The sequence below is a fragment of the Microbulbifer mixtoriginis (SeqCode) genome (assembly GCF_052466765.1).
Genome location: NZ_CP174289.1, coordinates 829101 through 844635, shown reverse-complemented (window position 1 = coordinate 844635; position 15535 = coordinate 829101). Strand labels below are relative to the sequence as shown.

14 protein-coding genes and 2 tRNA genes are annotated in these 15535 nt (G+C 44.1%); 11 read left to right on the top strand and 5 right to left on the bottom strand.

Translation table 11 applies throughout. From position 1 onward, the window contains the following. Window positions 1-13: 13 nt before the first annotated feature. A complete protein-coding gene (locus tag ACJJIV_RS03625; protein WP_444890780.1) occupies window positions 14-1408 on the bottom strand; it encodes an adenylate/guanylate cyclase domain-containing protein in 1395 nt (464 codons plus the stop codon). A 241-nt stretch (window positions 1409-1649) separates the two neighbouring features. On the opposite strand from ACJJIV_RS03625, the gene ACJJIV_RS03620 reads away from it, so the two are divergent. The 3 genes from ACJJIV_RS03620 (at window position 1650) to ACJJIV_RS03610 (ending at window position 5215) form a co-directional block, all read left to right on the top strand. Next, entirely contained in the window at window positions 1650-2216 is a 567-nt protein-coding gene (locus ACJJIV_RS03620) for a nitroreductase family protein (protein WP_252085300.1), read from the top strand. Between the two features lie 140 nt (window positions 2217-2356). Further along, a tRNA-Ser gene (locus ACJJIV_RS03615) sits at window positions 2357-2444 on the top strand. Window positions 2445-3382: 938 nt separating this feature from the next. Beyond that, window positions 3383-5215, top strand: a complete 1833-nt coding sequence (locus ACJJIV_RS03610) for a hypothetical protein (protein WP_444890779.1) — start codon at window positions 3383-3385, stop codon at window positions 5213-5215. Between the two features lie 255 nt (window positions 5216-5470). On the opposite strand, the gene ACJJIV_RS03605 is transcribed toward ACJJIV_RS03610, so the two are convergent. Continuing rightward, on the bottom strand, window positions 5471-6082 hold the full coding sequence (locus tag ACJJIV_RS03605) for a hypothetical protein (protein WP_444890778.1): 612 nt from the start codon (window positions 6080-6082) through the stop codon (window positions 5471-5473). Window positions 6083-6513: 431 nt separating this feature from the next. On the opposite strand from ACJJIV_RS03605, the gene ACJJIV_RS03600 reads away from it, so the two are divergent. Together ACJJIV_RS03600 and ACJJIV_RS03595 are read left to right on the top strand one after the other, a co-directional pair. Beyond that, a complete protein-coding gene (locus tag ACJJIV_RS03600; RefSeq protein WP_444890777.1) occupies window positions 6514-6759 on the top strand; it encodes a D-Ala-D-Ala carboxypeptidase family metallohydrolase in 246 nt (81 codons plus the stop codon). After that, window positions 6695-7183: a 3TM-type holin gene (locus ACJJIV_RS03595; RefSeq protein WP_444891691.1), complete on the top strand. Its 489-nt coding sequence runs from the start codon at window positions 6695-6697 to the stop codon at window positions 7181-7183. The genes ACJJIV_RS03600 and ACJJIV_RS03595 overlap by 65 nt, the downstream gene beginning before the upstream one ends. A 28-nt stretch (window positions 7184-7211) precedes the next feature. On the opposite strand, the gene ACJJIV_RS03590 is transcribed toward ACJJIV_RS03595, so the two are convergent. After that, window positions 7212-7892 carry a hypothetical protein gene (locus ACJJIV_RS03590; RefSeq protein ID WP_444885476.1) on the bottom strand — a complete coding sequence of 227 codons (681 nt, stop codon included), beginning with the start codon at window positions 7890-7892 and terminating at the stop codon, window positions 7212-7214. 422 nt (window positions 7893-8314) lie between these two features. Between ACJJIV_RS03590 and ACJJIV_RS03585 the strand changes: the two genes are divergently transcribed. Then, window positions 8315-8575 (top strand): hypothetical protein, encoded by a 261-nt coding sequence (locus ACJJIV_RS03585; RefSeq protein ID WP_444890776.1) that lies wholly within the window; start codon window positions 8315-8317, stop codon window positions 8573-8575. A gap of 304 nt (window positions 8576-8879) precedes the next feature. On the opposite strand, the gene ACJJIV_RS03580 is transcribed toward ACJJIV_RS03585, so the two are convergent. Further along, window positions 8880-9119: a hypothetical protein gene (locus ACJJIV_RS03580; RefSeq protein ID WP_444890775.1), complete on the bottom strand. Its 240-nt coding sequence runs from the start codon at window positions 9117-9119 to the stop codon at window positions 8880-8882. An 835-nt stretch (window positions 9120-9954) separates the two neighbouring features. Here ACJJIV_RS03580 and ACJJIV_RS03575 point away from each other — a divergent pair. The 4 genes from ACJJIV_RS03575 to hdeA all read left to right on the top strand — a co-directional run bounded on the left by ACJJIV_RS03575 (window position 9955) and on the right by hdeA (window position 14426). Then, on the top strand, window positions 9955-11895 hold the full coding sequence (locus tag ACJJIV_RS03575) for an aconitate hydratase (protein WP_444890774.1): 1941 nt from the start codon (window positions 9955-9957) through the stop codon (window positions 11893-11895). Between the two features lie 125 nt (window positions 11896-12020). Further along, window positions 12021-12518 (top strand): HNH endonuclease, encoded by a 498-nt coding sequence (locus ACJJIV_RS03570; RefSeq protein WP_444890773.1) that lies wholly within the window; start codon window positions 12021-12023, stop codon window positions 12516-12518. A gap of 464 nt (window positions 12519-12982) precedes the next feature. Then, complete coding sequence (locus ACJJIV_RS03565; protein WP_444890772.1) at window positions 12983-13654, top strand: hypothetical protein; 672 nt, start codon at window positions 12983-12985, stop codon at window positions 13652-13654. Window positions 13655-13943: 289 nt separating this feature from the next. Further along, a complete protein-coding gene (hdeA, locus tag ACJJIV_RS03560; RefSeq protein ID WP_252085311.1) occupies window positions 13944-14426 on the top strand; it encodes an acid-activated periplasmic chaperone HdeA in 483 nt (160 codons plus the stop codon). A gap of 336 nt (window positions 14427-14762) precedes the next feature. Here hdeA and ACJJIV_RS03555 read toward each other — a convergent pair. After that, window positions 14763-14838 (bottom strand) — tRNA-Arg (locus ACJJIV_RS03555). A gap of 433 nt (window positions 14839-15271) precedes the next feature. Here ACJJIV_RS03555 and ACJJIV_RS03550 point away from each other — a divergent pair. Next, on the top strand, window positions 15272-15454 hold the full coding sequence (locus ACJJIV_RS03550) for a PA3496 family putative envelope integrity protein (protein WP_252085312.1): 183 nt from the start codon (window positions 15272-15274) through the stop codon (window positions 15452-15454). Window positions 15455-15535 lie beyond the last annotated feature (81 nt).

The window sequence follows — 15535 nt, the reverse complement described above, 5'->3', positions numbered from 1 at the left end:
CGGGTCGCTAAGCTCAGATAATCACTTTGCTTTTAAGGCTGGTTGTGGCTTTTTCCAGGGATTGCAGTACCTTGACCTTGTCGTAGTTGCGAATCTTATCCAGGTCTAGGTGCATAGAAAAGCCTGGGGCGTGCTCCTCCAGGTAACTCTGCTGTCCGCCGAGATTCTTACGCAAGTCGGTGACTTGGTAGACTTTAACCGGGGTGCTGATGCCCTTCACCGTAATATGCCCTTTGTCTCGGCACATAACAGTGTGTTTGATCATTGCCCAGGTCTCATGGCTAATCAGGATTTCCCCCGGCTGTGCTGCGCCTTCAAGGCGGGAAGCCAGGTTCACGTGGGTGCCCATTACGGTGTAAGACTGGTAGTTGGCTGTGCCGAAGATACCCACGGTGCAATAGCCAGTGTTAATGCCCATGCGCACCTGCAAAGGGCGTGAGATCCCTTTGTTGTACCACTCCTGCTTCATTTCCCGTACCCGCTTGCGCATCGCCAAAGCCATAGCCACACAGCGCAGGGCGTCGGATTTGGGGCCCTTACTTTCATCATCCCCAAAGACCACCATCACCGCATCGCCAATAAATTTGTCGATGGTGCCCCCATACTGGCCAGCGATTCGGGCCATCTCTGAGAGGTAGTTGTTGAGTAGGAGGGTAAAGGTTTCCGCTTCGAGCTCTTCGGTCAACTGGCTGAAATCTTTGATGTCGGAAAAGAACACCGTAAGCAGCTTGCGCTGGGTAGTCAGTGCTTCTTCATCGCCGGTGGTTACGGAGCGCCAGAGGCGTTGTGGCAAATACTTGGAGAGTTTGTAAGAGCGCACCTTGCTTACGCGCTGCTCTGTTGCCAGGGCGTGGTTGGCTTCCTTGAGCTTGCCAATCTGGCGGTGGGTAAAAAAAGCATAGGCACAGAGGTAGACCAGGATACCAATCAGGCTCATGGTGCTTATGGTGAGGTCGGCGTTAATCAATAATGCCGGTCTGTGCATCAGGTAGCCCAGTACCACGCCGACTAAAAGGCCGGTGTTGTGCTCAAACCACTGGCGCCCCCCTCCCAGGGAGAGTGCATTGAGTTGAACCATCGTAATGAATAACAGAGATGGCAGCATGCTGAAATTAGCCAGGGCAACGGTAATACCTACCAATACGGTATCGGAAAATCTCAGGATGCGACGGGTTTTATAAGCCTTCTTATCGCGGGATCTATAGAGTATGAATTGAGCAAAAGTGCAATAAATCAGCATAAAAGCCGCTGCACCAACATTGAGCAGTTTGTCTGGTTGCCAAGAAGATGACCACTCGATTGCAGTTACCAGGGTTCCCGCAGCCGCAAAAAGAATTAGGCAGCGAAAATAAGTCGAGTAATGCGGGCTGATATTTCGCCCTTTGTTCCCCTCAAGCTGGTCCTGCATTTGTGGTTATCTTTTTGTCCGTTAAGCAGTAATAAACAAACCGCAGGCAGGCCACAGATTGGTCCCGGAAAGCTCTGGGAGCGAGTGGTTGCGCAGTGATTTACTGAGCGAAGTGTACTCCTACAAAAGCCAGATTGCTAAAAAACCGATGCCTGTACTGGGTTTTTATGTGGGGCGTACGTATGCGCTGCGCAGATGGGTTAGGGTACACTCAGCGCTCAGTCAGTAAATGGAGAGAACGATGGATGCCCTGACCGCCCTGCATAATAGAGTTTCAACGGGCAAGTTGGTCGAGCCTGCACCCAATGAGCAGCAGCGGCAAAATATCTTTCGCGCAGCACTGCGTGCAGCGGATCACGCCTGCCTACGCCCCTGGCGGTTTCTAATGGTAGAGGGACAAGAGCGCGAGCGCCTTGGGGAAATATTTCTAAAAGCGGCTGAGCAGTCTGAAGGTGTTCCCCTAACTGAAGCTCAGCGTCAACGCACCTTGGCGATGCCCCTGCGCGCCCCCTTGATTATTGTGGCAATTACACGGTTACAGGAACACCCCAAGGTTCCCCATCTGGAGCAACATATGTCCACAGCAGGGGCGGTGCAGGCAATGCTCACAGCCGCTTATGCCGAGGGGGTGGGTGTTTACTGGCGCACCGGACCATTAGCCAATAATCCCCAGGTTGCCCAAGGTTTGGGTTTGGCTGAAAATGAACGTATTGATGGGTTTATCTACTGTGGAACCCCCGATAAAGCGGCACGCCAGGCACCGGATTTACAAGTGGATGATTTTTTTTCACAGTGGAAAGCAAATTAGTACTTGCACAACCGGAAACATTTGGGTAAAGTGCGCGCTCTCTCGATGAGACAGCAGCTATCTTCCTGATTTCCTTGAAGATTTTGCTAAAGAGAGAGCTACTCTGAAAAGAGGATTACCCTCGCGGAGGGTGACAATTTGGTGAGGTGTCCGAGTGGCCGAAGGAGCACGCCTGGAAAGTGTGTATGTCGAAAGGCATCGAGGGTTCGAATCCCTCCCTCACCGCCATATTTTAAAGCCCGGCTGATGCCGGGCTTTTTCGTTTCAAGAATCTTCAGTCCCCTGTCAGGCCTCCGCTTTGCTCCTTAACAGGTAATTATTCAATGATGGTCGTAGATAGAGAGCAGCTCGGCTTCGACCTAGCATTATGTTCTGCTATCAAACCTTACATCTATTTCAAGTACTTCAAGCCTCGATCTTCTGGCTATGCCAACTCACGGCTCCTGGGTCTATTTGTCGTTGATGAGGAAAGCCTTTTTCTTAAATCATTCGATAAATACTACTATGTTTATAGTCTGTGAATCTTTCGACTTTATGTCAACGAGGTATGCTAAGAAATTTTCTAGATATTAAGGCTGATGCCATTCCACATCCCTCGCCATATTAATTTGTATTACTCTCGGCATGGATAAATCTAATTCACTATACATATTGCAAATCGGGGCAGCAGGCGACAGCACCAAGTGTTTTATAGGTGGGTAACTGTTGTTCTCGTGGCATACCAATCGCTGACTTGCTGGGTATGCCGCCTTCTACTTTATGTGGTGCAACAGGGAGACGAATTAATCTTCGTCAGGAACCGCATTTGCTTAGGTATAATAAAGGTCAGTGGGATCGAGAATGTCGTAGGATTTGGGGTTGGCAAGATAGGTTGCTTGACCCTTAATTATGTCGAGCACTTGCCCATTTTTAGCTGCTTCCTTAAAGCGGCGTCAAATCTAATTTTATATCTAATGTGGATGTTTAATTTCGAGTGTAACTTTGTTGCTATCATTCTTGATGTGAGTCTGTTGGCAGGTAAATCAATTAGGCTAAATGGAAGTATGTGTTAGTAAAGTAAGAGATAACACTAGGGTGCTATTGTGAAAACTTTTTTTCTTTTTCAGGTTGCGGTCTTTTGGGTGTTTGTTAGTTTCCCTTTGATTGGTTTCTCAAAAATTATTTAGATGGCGACGGATGGGGATGATGAAAATTCAGGGCTTTCTCTTTCTGATCCCGTCAAAACCTTGAGCAGGGTGCATTATCTAGTCGATTTCAGTGACGGAGATACTACTGTTTTCATTAGGGGGGGAGTCTATTATGGTGAGACTATTTCTTGGACTAAAACATCGCGTGAATTTAAGTTGAAATTAACTGCTTACGGTGATGAAAAGCCTGTTTTTGAGGGGGAGGGGAATGCTGTATTTTTTAGGCTAGAAGTGGGAGTTGGAGAGTGTACTAATGTAGAGATAAGCCGTCTAACTATAAGTCACTACGCTAGCTATGCAATTCTTCTCAATGGTGGGAGGGATAATAGATCAACAACTTGGAATGGGTGTAACCATATACATGATAACTATTTTATAGAGATTGGGACTCTTTTTGATGTATCTAATTGTCCTGGTGACTGCAAAGGGTATGGCGTAGTCGATTTTGTAAATTCAGATAATAATTCAATATATAACAATGTGTTTTATAGGGCGGAAAATATATCTTCTCAGCAATCCTTGCTTCATGCGGTCTATCTCGCCCATGATAGTGTAGGCAATAAAATTTATGACAACTATTTTTACTTGGTCTCTGGTGATCCGATCAGAGTTAGAGATCGGAGTAGTGATAATCGTATATATGATAATTACGCAGATAGAGTTGGGCAGAGGGCGTTTTTATCTAGCTGGCATAATTCTGTTAATGGTGAGCAGTCCTCATATGACAATGTTGTTGAAAATAACATTGTAACCTTTCCATATAAAACATCTGAAAATATTAATCTGACAGCAAATCTGGGTGGGAGCGGGGATGAAAGTACTTTTGTTGATGAAGGGCAAAAATACTTCCATGGGGCCCAGATTGATAGCGAGGAGGTTGTCGCTACAGCCGCGGGCGACTTTGATGGAGATGGGGTGGATGAATTGCTGGTTGCCTTTAATTATGGCACTTTTAGTAAGGTTGTAAGAACAATAGGCGGGCAGGGTAGGTATCTAAAAGACGTCCTTTATATATCTCCTTATCTTAATGTTACTGATTTTGCTGTTGGGAATTTTTCGGAAAGAGGTAAGGATGAGGTCATAACTGTATTTGAGCTTGACGGCTCTGGGCACACGATTGTTTTTCGTGGAGATGGTGACTCTAGCTTACTGAACTATGGCCTCATTTACTCAAATGGGCGAGTGAAAGTATCCGCGATGACCTCTGGTGATTTTGATGGTGATGGTGTTTCAGAGGTAGTGACTGCTTTGAAGATGAACTCTGATGAAACTAAGGTTTTTCGAGGCGATGGGGTTAGAAGTATATTAAATTTAGGTAGTCTCTACAGTATCAATAACTGGGATATCACTGCAATGACTTCCGGTGATTTTTCTGGTGTTGGTAGAGACCAGGTTATTACGGCTTATAAGTCTTCATTTGGGACAAGGATCTACCGAGGTGAAGGTACAAGCTCTGTTGTTAATTATGGGTATTTCTACTCAAGTTCCCAGTGGACCGTTAGTGACATGGAGGCAAATCGTTACAATAATTCGGTGGTGCCCTCCTTGGTCACGGCATTTAGGCATGAATCGAGTGGGGACGTTAAGATTTATAATGCGGATGGAATAAATTCTGCGACTACTCATTCTTTTTATGATAGTACGATTTGGGATATTTCAGCACTAACCTCAGGCGTTTTTGATGATAACGGAGTGGTGAGTTTGGTAACCTCTTTTACAACTTTACACCTTACTCATACTCAGATTTGGGCGGGTAATGGGGCAACAAGTGCTTTAAACAATGGAATTTATCATAGACTGGATCTAAGGTAGTAAGTAACTCTTCTGAGATTGATTAAGAGTTTTTTCCAAAATGGGGGGGATAAGGTTAACCCCCTCTATGTCATAACTCTATAAAAACCCCATGCCGGTTATCCTTCTTCAGTAGTGATCTTGCCCCGATAAAATGGACATAGCACTTTTCATACTAATATTCGCTCATCTGTAGTAGTTCAAACTTAACCTGATAGAGCACCTCCTGAAAAACCGGTAACTGTCAGATCATGTCTGAACTAATCCAGCTAATACTTATATTTTTGGTACAATGAATTGTCTATTATAAGAGTCTGGTTCGCCCTTTTCTGGTTTGATTCTTGAGTCAATAGTATGCATTATCATTCCTGCTGGCATTTCAGAGAACCAGTTGGCGATCCTGTATGATTTGGATTTGTATAAGTTTTCGGATATATGCCAGTTATTCTCTTCCATTTTCCAAGCTATAGCGGCAATAAGTAGTTTTCCTTCAATACCAAGTTTTGAGCCATAACCAGACACTACATACTCGGAATTTTCGAGATCTAACTCTATGCTGTAGTTCGCGCTAGCAACCCTGATGGTTATGTTAAGAAAGTCTGGGTTACTCTGAGATTTTTCCGTAATAAATCTTACTGATTGACCATCAACAGATAAACCTGCCTGTATGGATGCGTTAGATTCTTCTACTTGAAACTGCGCTCTATTTGTGAGTTGAACTAAGTCTGAGCGAGAAATATCTTCATTGGCTATTGAACGTTCGGATACGGATTTTAGCGAATTATAATTCGAATCCTCTAATACGTTATCCATGCTTTTATTGGCGAATGTATTACTTGAAGAAAATAAGTTAATTATTAATGCAAAAATTATCGGGTAGGCCCTCATTGGTCCTCTCCATTTTTTGATTAGGCGGCGATGTAAAATTTAATGTGAGGCGAAGTTAAAATGTCAAGCGGTAAACCTATGCTGGCAGTTTAATAAGCGAGAAAAGTTAATGTGGTGCCATATTGGCAAGTAGAAAACCTTTGACTTTCTCTTTGTCAGAACTATATAGAAGCCCCATACTGGGATAAGTACGAAATTCCTTAGCTAAATGTCCCGAAATTCCCTGAATGCGGGGTTTTTTGTGCCAGTTTGGCGAGTTGAAACTTAAGTCAGCGTAATGATCTGTATAAATATACAGCTGTATATATTGACAGTTTGTGTGGGCGGGGGTTACTATACCCATAGCTGCTCTGGTTTTCATGCAGCGACCGTTCATCCTTTCTTAAACCGGCCCCCCAGCCGGTTTTTTTTATGCCTAAAATTTGAGGCCAATGTCCCAAAAAGACTACTTCACAGAGCCGGAGTTCGCCTGTTGTTGTGGCAAAAACCATTTCAAAGATGAAACGCTCAATCGCCTGATTAAAGTCAGGGAGTGCCATGGCAAGCCAATAGTCATTAATTCCGGTTGCTGCTGCCCCGTACACAACGCCCATGTTAATGCCACCATGACTCATACTGCCAGGCGAGCGCACCCGCCTCACAGAGTGGAGTTACGACCCACTAACAGCAATTTTTGATGCAGGCACAATGGCTATTGAGCGCAGTTGGCCTGACCGGGTTAAATGTGCTGGGGAAGTGCAGAAGCTGGAGGAGCTCAAGCAAAGGGGCAGCTTGGTAGAGCTAAATACTCAAATTCAATTGTTTCTCGGACAGCTGGAGGTCAACAAAGCCGAAGCCCAGCATAAAAGCATATTTGTCACTGGCTGGCGTCCCTGGAGTGGATGGGTTGGGGGCTTGGCTCTCGCTTATCAGTTTGTTTTATATCCATTGCTGTGTTGGGTCTGGGCTATCTACAGCGCTAAGGGCTCAATACTTACAGGGATGACTCCACCGCCAGTGCTAGAAACTGATGTGCTGTTCTCGATGATAGCGGCCATGCTCGGAATAGGTGCCATGCGTTCATATGACAAAACGCATGGTACTCAGACGGACAAACTATAAATAGTGATTTTTATGGGTTGTCAGTTAATCAAGCTTCACTTTTTGGTTTATAGTTTTCCCAGATTTCAGGGTATCTTTCCCAAGGAGGGGCTTCAGGACTGAACGCGCTATCAGAGTTAGCGGCATCTTGATACCAAAACTGTATTCTTTTCATGAAATCTGCGTCATTCCTGTTTCTATAGATAAATCTAATTTCTGCATATGTAATAACACGGTTTTTTAAACCATTACCGAAGTCATACTGATACATTGTTTTTCTTTCAAATGGAAATTTTGCTTCTACTAAACCTTCACCTTGTCCTGGTTTGGTAATTACGGCATTCCAATCCATATCATAGTCTATTGCAAAATGTATGAAGTGATGGTGTTTTACTAAGAACTCGATTCCAGCTTTACTCTTTCTCCTGAACCTTTTGTTGTCTTCAGATTCCTCCCCTGTTTGGGGTGGCTCTATACTGGAATCATCTGATACAACACATTTATATTTCTCTTTACTACGACAGAAATTATTAAAGTCTTCATTTAAGTAATGACAATCGTGTACAGCAGTGCCGGTTAGCAATTGATCAAGCCATGCGACCGTGTTTTTGCTGGCAAAATCCTGCATGGTTCTTTGTGTTAGCTGTTGAATTAGCCTCGCTCTACTTCCCGAAAATCCATAAAAAAAGTCTCCAGAACAGTATCTTCTCCATGGTTCAGCGAATGGCATAGTGACTCTCCTTGTAAAAGCACCACTAGGTGGCATGAGTAGACTTTTATACTAACTAAATAACCTTGCTCTAACATGAACAATCTACCTGGATATCGCTTGTCTGGTTTTAAGTTTTGGACATAAATTTTTAGATTTTGGACTTTTTTTAAAGCGAGGGCTGTCGAAATATGGACGCTGAAGACCTGTAATCGAAACCCCTTTTGCCCTCAAAGCAAACCTTCTATCAATCAAATTTCGTAGAAAATTAATTCTGCTTGGTAAAGCCTATGACCCAAGCAGAATATTGGCATCTTAGCAAAAGCATATCTATTGCCCAAATTGCCAGCATTATCTTATTGGTGGCTGGTTTTTTCATATAGGGTTCTGATGTTGAGAAAGGGATAGCCGCCAACACCCAGGCAATTCAGCATGAATCAGCTATGCACGCTCTGGGGCAAAAACACATAGTTGAGTTTAAGCGCATTGATAGAAAGTTGGAGCGGTTGATTGAGCAGGCCACAAAGCTCAGTGAGTTGGTTCTGGCTGACAAAGAGCTAGGCAAATTCTTTGAGGCAACACGGCAAACAATCAATAATTGGAAGAATAAGCATCCCGAACTTTTTGAGTCAAAAAAGGGTAAGAATTTAGCTGATGCCAACTTAGCGGAGAGTCTCTTTCGAACTATAGCTATGAGACCGTAAAGAACATGCAGTATAACGGCAATTCTATCATTCAGGAATATACAGAGTACTACCCTCCAGACGCTACAGCTTGTTTAGTCTGGCCTTACAGTCATTCATTGGGTGGCTCAGTTCCAGAATGAGCAGGCTGGCAAATAGTACAAGCCGATTCCTTGTGAGTGTGAAGCTCGCAATAGATGTAGAGGCTACAGTAGGTTTGTTAGCTTACATCAGCAGAGGTATTTTTCTTGGCTGGTAGCTTGAGGGGTTAAAGAAATAAGTCTTGGCGTGGCATTGAGGGTCAGCGAATATTTTACTGTCACTCTTACTTACCACAATACTCTTCAAAATCATCTGAGGTGTTTGGAAAACCAGCCTTCTCTGCCAGCTCCCATGGGCGTTCACACGCGTTTGTTTTTGCGCACCAAAGGTAGCCAGCTGAAGCTATACATCCATGTTTATCCTTATCTGAGCCTACACCAGGGCTAGGATCTCCAGAATTTTCTGAAGAACATCCCATTAAAAGTAGCGTCAGAGTAAAGCTGGTAAGCTGCAAATATTTCAATATAAAAATCCTCGTTAAGTTAAAAATTGAGACACTGGTTAAATGTGTGTGGAAATCTAGGGTAAAGAAATTTCTTATGATCATCAAATGATAGTTTTGTACTATTCCAGCCAATAGTAGCAGAAGTGTATCCAGGTACCATTATGGCTGGATAAACGGCAATCTACTTCTGTTAGAGGAATGTCTTGTGTATGACTAAGTATGCAATAGTGGTTGTATGTTCGATGAGGATGTAGGGGTTGCACTTGGCTCTTGATTTGGATGCCGAGATTGTGTTGGATTCTTTCTTTTTGCCCTTTACTGGCTGGCTGGTCAGCCTATCTAAAGTTTTTTTATAATATTGGTTTTCAGGCTCTTTCAAACTGATTGTTGGCCAGCAGTTGAACGCTTGTTTTTTGGAGGTTTGGTTCTTTATAAGCCTTCTTTTTAAGGTTAAATAGAATAATGATCTTTTTTCTTAAGTTAGGAGGTGGAGGGTTGTTGAGACTTTTTTATAAATTTATGGTTTAAATATTTAAGGGCGGTATTGCAATGGTTTTCTATTTCTGGTTTCTTTGGTGGGCATTGATAATTTTTATTGGGTGAAGCTGTAAATTAGTTTGTGCTTGTAATGCCGATTTATTGGATTCTGGTTCTAGATAATAGCTGCTGAATGGGTTGGTATATTTGTAATTTGAATTTAAAAAATTTCACAGTGCTTATCTTTTAAATATCATTAGAGGTTCGCCTTTTACTTAATTTCCTCCAAAACTGCTAATTTCTATTCAAGCAGATTATTATCTAATTAGAGCACTTTTGTTATTTCCAATTAGTCTTCTCGAAAGCGGGTGGTGGTTTGAGCAGGTTAAATCTTGCTGAAAAGTTGATTGAGAGTCATTTGATTAGTGGAAAAATGGTTCCAGGGGAGGTTTTGCAGCTCAAAATTGATCAGGTTCTCAGTGAGGATGCCACGGGTACATTGGTCATGCTAGAGCTTGAGGCTCTGGGGGCTAGATCTGTAAAAGCTGAGCTTTGTGCGCAGTATGTAGATCATAACCTTCTAAAGGCAGACCACAGAAATGGGGATGATCATGTTTTCCTGGAGAGCGCCTGTCGAAAATTTGGACTTTGGTATTCACGCCCCGGAAACGGAATTAGTCACCCTGTACATATGTCTTGTTTTGGAATTCCTGGCAAAACAATGCTTGGAGCTGATAGTCATACCTGTGCTGCAGGTTCACTTTCCATGCTGGCAATGGGCGCAGGGGGAATTGAGATTGCTTTGGCGATGATAGGGTGTCCACTCACCTTGGTCATGCCGAAAGTTTTAGGGGTGTATTTGGAGGGTAATCTGCAGTCATGGGTAAGTGCAAAAGATATTATCTTGGAGCTTTTACGTAGATACACCGCTAGTGGCTGCTGGAATAAGATTGTTGAATATCACGGACCCGGATTAAAAAACCTAACTGCTATGGATCGGCATGTTATTGCCAATATGGGGCATGAGATGGGGGCTATAACCAGTGTTTTCCCGGCTGATGATCAAGTTAGGTTGTTTCTTCGCCAGCAGTCTAGAGAGGAAGATTTTACAGAACTGAGCGCTGATGAAGGTGCTACTTATGATGAAGAGGCCTTTATTGATCTGTCCGAGCTCGAGCCAATGATTGCTTGCCCTTCGCGACCAGATAAGGTGGTGAAAGTTAAAGAAGTTAGCGGCAGACCGCTCTCCCAGAGCTATATTGGGTCTTCGGCAAATCCCGGCTTACGTGACTTCTCTATACCGGCATTAATAGTGAGTGGTCGTCATGTGCCAGATAATATGTCTTTCGATATAAATCCCTCCTCGCGCCAAGTGCTACATGGCCTGATCCAGAGCGGTGATCTCGAGAGGTTAATAGGGGCGGGTGCTAGTTTGCATGATACCGGTTGCGGCGGTTGTATTGGGATGGGGCAGGCCCCAGCGAGTGGTCATAATAGCCTCAGAACGGTACCGCGCAACTTCCCTGGCCGCTCAGGAACCAAAGAGGACCAGGTTTATTTGTGCAGCCCAGAAACCGCTACTGTGAGTGCGCTCACTGGGAAAATTACAGACCCCAGAGAAATGGAGATGGATTATCCCGTTTATGAAGAGCCGGAAACCTTGTTGGATATGCGACCGCTGATGGGGGCCCCGCAAGAAATTCCCGTAAAAGTGGAGTTAAAAAAAGGGCCCAATATTAAAAAACTGCCGGTTATGGAGAAAATGCTTAGCGTGATTGATGGGCCGGTTATATTGAAAGTAGAGGATAATGTCACTACGGATGATATTATTCCCGCTGGTGCTGAGGTATTGCCAATGTGGTCAAATATCCCAGAATTGAGTCGCCACACCTTTTCCAGAATTGATAACTCCTTTTATGAGCGAGCGAGAGAAATTGAAGAGGATCTATTTCTTGTAGCGGGGCACAATTTGGGGTATGGATCTGGACGAGAACATGCGGCAATTACTTTGCGCTATTTAGGTGTTCGTTGCGTCATCGCTAAAAGTGTTACTTTACCCTATAGGAAAAACCTTATTGATCACGGAGTATTGATATTGACCATGGGGAATGAGAGTGATTATCAGTTTTTTGGTGAGGGAGATAGACTTCAGTTTTTTGATCTTGCGAGTCTCACTGGTGACAATACGTATTTGGAGCTTAAGAATCTTAGCCGTAATAAAACGATATGGTTAAGGAATGACTTATCTGATAGGGAAGTTGAGGTAATTAAGTTTGGCGGAAGGATTAACTATATCAAGGGTGTTTCTGGTGGATAAATAGAAGGTGGTGGAATATTTTAATTAAAATTGTAGGTTTTGTTGGTAGGTTGGCTTATCAGAAAATTGTATACTTATTAGGATAAGCGTTTAGAAGTGTTGTTACTTTTTCGGGTTGTTTTTTGATGTTCCTACGTATTATATCCATGGTATTGATATTTGTAATTGTTGGTTGTAATGAGGGTACATTGCAATCGTCATCTGATTTGGCGGGGCCTACAGAAGGGGAGGCTTCAGAGGATTGTGAAAGCAATCGGTATAAGTTGTTAGTCCGCCTTTCCCTGGCTCCAGTCACACTGGGCGGAGAAGATGGCTGCAAGGTGGTCTCAGGTTTGTGGATGGACCCCTATAGCGGCAAGTTTATTCAACAGGCTTCCGATCTGGATGTTGAATCGGTTGTTCCTGAGTCGTGGGCTCTTCGTCATGGCGGGAGGGGCTGGAGTAGCAAGCAACGTAGGGTCTTTGCTGAAGACCCGGCCAATACCTGGTTGATTGGCAAGGGGCATGGCCTGAGCCGGAATGGCCGAGGGCCTGATAAGTGGTTACCTCCTTATCAGCCCGCTCGAACTATTTATATGCAGCAGTTTAGAGCTATTGCCAGAAAGTACAGGCTCGCTCAGTAAAAAATTGAGAAGTACACCCCATAGCAAGCCACTTATTACTGGCTTGCTATATAGTGATCTCTTACATTGCGTGTAATCATTTGCAATCAAATTATATTGTTTCAAGGCTGCTAATTCTGTTATCGATCCTTCCTCTTCTTTTTTGAATTTCCAATATCCCATTTTACTTTCTTGGCTGGCTAATTTATTTACTGGTAGCTGGTTGTTGTATCTGAATTGTGGACATCAATAGAAATCTCTTTGGGGTTCTTAAAGAATTCTGACATTAATGTCAGCCTAGTGATAAGGGACACCTTCTACCTTTGGCTTAAAGGCTAGGTTCTGCGATCACTTGAACTTCTAGTGCGTTGGGGATTGTGGTAGTGATTATTGAAGACCTCATAATTGAAGATATTCTTGGTCCGTTAGGCATCAAAAATTGGTAAAGTAATTCCTTAAATCAGTTTCCAGTTAGAGGAGAGGGCATGAATAGAATTGCAGGAGTTTCGGCCGTAGGTATGGGGCTAATCTATATCGCTGCTTTTATATTTTTTGGTTTATTTTGGGCTTTCCCGTCCGCCGGAAGCCCTGCTGAAAAGATGAAGTTTTTGGAGGAAAGTCAATTACTTTTTAATATTGTATACACATTGATGTATTTAGTCTTTGCTGTCTTGTTGGGGTGTTTGGTAGTAGGTTTATATGAAGAGCTAAAAAATAAAAATGCTGGACTCACCATTTTGGCGTCGCTGTTTGGGGCAATCTGGGTGGGATTGGTGATTGCTAGCGGTATGATTGCCAATATTGGGCTTGCCTATGCCATTGGATTGATGGAGCTCAGCCCGGATAAGGCCTTTGAAGCTTGGGGTGTGATTTACCTGATGGTTGAAAGCCTGGGGGGTGGCAATGAATTGGTGGGTGGCCTCTGGGTACTCATAATAAGTTCAGTCGCTTTGCGAGCGAGAGTGTTTTCAAGATACCTGAATCTAGTTGGCCTGATCGTTGGTACTGCAGGTGTCGCCACTATTTACCCAGAGGAAATTTTTAGGGAAATATTTGGCGTAAGCCAGATCGTCTGGTTTATCTGGATTGGAATTTCCCTGCTTGGGAAAGAGCAAGAGGGAAATGATTGGGTGGGAGCAGAGATAGTTAATAGGTAGCTGAGAGATCAAGAGAATTTTCCGACGGTTTTTTGAATGGCACGCCAAAAAATGAAAAAAGCGTCTATCCTTTCATTGGGTCAGGTAGTCTTTCACGAGGTGCCTTGGCTAGTGTTTCCGCTGTTATGGAGCTGGAGTGAGGCCTGTAAGGTAGTAACTCGCTATATTGCGCACAGCCCAAAGTGACCAGTCGGTGTCGGCTTGGTCTGCTCCTGGGAAGCGAGCGGATTGCATATTACCTGCTGTCAATTCACGGGGTAATGCCCCTGAAAACCTTGGAGATTTTATTGTGAAAAGCACGCATTTCATCCTTCCCTTGGTAATTGCCAGTCTTGCTGCTTCTGCTGCCCTGGCAGACAAACATCCCAAGAAGCCAGCAAAGGACTGGACCTGTGCCGATTTCCTGGCTATTGACGATGAATTTAAGCCAAAGGCGGTGTACTGGGCTTCAGCTTACTCAAAGCGTGGTAAGGAAGAGGGTGACATGTTGGATATCGATGGCACTGAAAAGGTGACACCGATGATTATTACGGCTTGTACCAAGGCGCCGAAGGAGTCTTTTTGGGCCAAGTTTAAGGATGAATGGCATAAAATGGGGCGTCATCACGGCAAGGACAAGTCTGATAATAAGATGATGAATATGCAGGGTGGTAGCGGTACTAATAATACAGGTACCAGCCCGAATGGCACTACGAATCCAGGCACAACCCCCAATGGCACTAATGATGGCAGCGGTAACAATAATATGCAGAAGCAAAAGCAGAAACAGTAGCGCCTATCAGCTAACTAAGGTGATACAAGCCCGGCTCAGCCCGGGCTCTGCTTGTTTGGGAGAGGGGCTTGGGGAGGCCTCTAAGCGTGCTGTTTTAAGGAGGAGCTGCTATTGTTGCCCGATAGTGCGTAACAAAGGGAGTTGAGTTATGGCGAAGACGGCGAGGGAAGAGGCGAAGCGAGGCAGGAATATAAACCGCTCTGCTAGGATGTTTTGGGGTGGTCTTCTTCTGGCGGGGCTTTTTCTGGCGCTTTTTATGCATTCAGCTAAAGCACTGGTTTCATAAGCTGACAGAGGTTCTTAAGTAAAGCTGTTGCGTTGCGGGGGAGTGATTAATGGCGCCCCCGGGTGGACTCGAACCACCAGTCCGGACTTAGGAGGTCCGTGGTTTATCCTGTTAACCGACGGGGGCAGATCGCAGTTGCTCGCGAAGGGCGGCCATTCTATCTGTTACAAGGACAAATGTCATGTCGTGTTTATCTTCTCTGTCTATCTGAGAGTGTCCCCCTTACTTTTCCAGAAGCCGCTAAAAATTTGAACCTTGTCACTTGAAGTAACATGACGGCGGCAGGGTTACTGCACTTCCCGCAGTTTCTCTTCTCTTTCACTTTCGGCAATTCTTGGTAATTTTCTCAACTTATCTTGTTAGCTTTGTAACATTTAATGGGTTAATTCGCGGATGATTTTGCATGACGAAATTTTAAAAGATTCTGCAGTAAACCTGTCATAGTTGTCTTGTAAATTTCTGCTTGACCAGGATTGTTTGGCATCGCTAATCTGCCAATGCACCGTAAAGTGCGATAAGGATGTTTCTGCTTTCACGGATCAAGATTATGGAGTTTCGTATGGGTGTTAACGTAAACGAAAAGCACATGGTTTTTGATGATGTGGATATTCCACAAATTGCAAATGAAGTACTAAGGCAAGCTACATCTCAGCCGCCACGGGATGCTCGTCGCATGGTTGAGGATAAACTGGAGGAAAGACGCTTAAGTCGGGAATTAATGGATTACGACTTTGATGCCTAGTTAAAAACCAATTAACCAATAGTCTTAGGATAGTGCGGTGTCTGCCGGGTTGATGTAGGTGATATAAGAGCGTTAACAGGG

Bases quoted from the DNA above. Each gene is read 5' to 3' on its own strand.
- ACJJIV_RS03600 (WP_444890777.1), top strand. From the start codon at position 6,514: ATGTCCCAAAAAGACTACTTCACAGAGCCGGAGTTCGCCTGTTGTTGT.
- ACJJIV_RS03625 (WP_444890780.1), bottom strand. From the start codon at position 1,408: ATGCAGGACCAGCTTGAGGGGAACAAAGGGCGAAATATCAGCCCGCAT.
- ACJJIV_RS03610 (WP_444890779.1), top strand. From the start codon at position 3,383: ATGGCGACGGATGGGGATGATGAAAATTCAGGGCTTTCTCTTTCTGAT.
- ACJJIV_RS03570 (WP_444890773.1), top strand. From the start codon at position 12,021: ATGTTCCTACGTATTATATCCATGGTATTGATATTTGTAATTGTTGGT.
- ACJJIV_RS03620 (WP_252085300.1), top strand. From the start codon at position 1,650: ATGGATGCCCTGACCGCCCTGCATAATAGAGTTTCAACGGGCAAGTTG.
- ACJJIV_RS03605 (WP_444890778.1), bottom strand. From the start codon at position 6,082: ATGAGGGCCTACCCGATAATTTTTGCATTAATAATTAACTTATTTTCT.
- ACJJIV_RS03590 (WP_444885476.1), bottom strand. From the start codon at position 7,892: ATGCCATTCGCTGAACCATGGAGAAGATACTGTTCTGGAGACTTTTTT.
- ACJJIV_RS03550 (WP_252085312.1), top strand. From the start codon at position 15,272: ATGGGTGTTAACGTAAACGAAAAGCACATGGTTTTTGATGATGTGGAT.
- ACJJIV_RS03565 (WP_444890772.1), top strand. From the start codon at position 12,983: ATGAATAGAATTGCAGGAGTTTCGGCCGTAGGTATGGGGCTAATCTAT.
- ACJJIV_RS03585 (WP_444890776.1), top strand. From the start codon at position 8,315: ATGCACGCTCTGGGGCAAAAACACATAGTTGAGTTTAAGCGCATTGAT.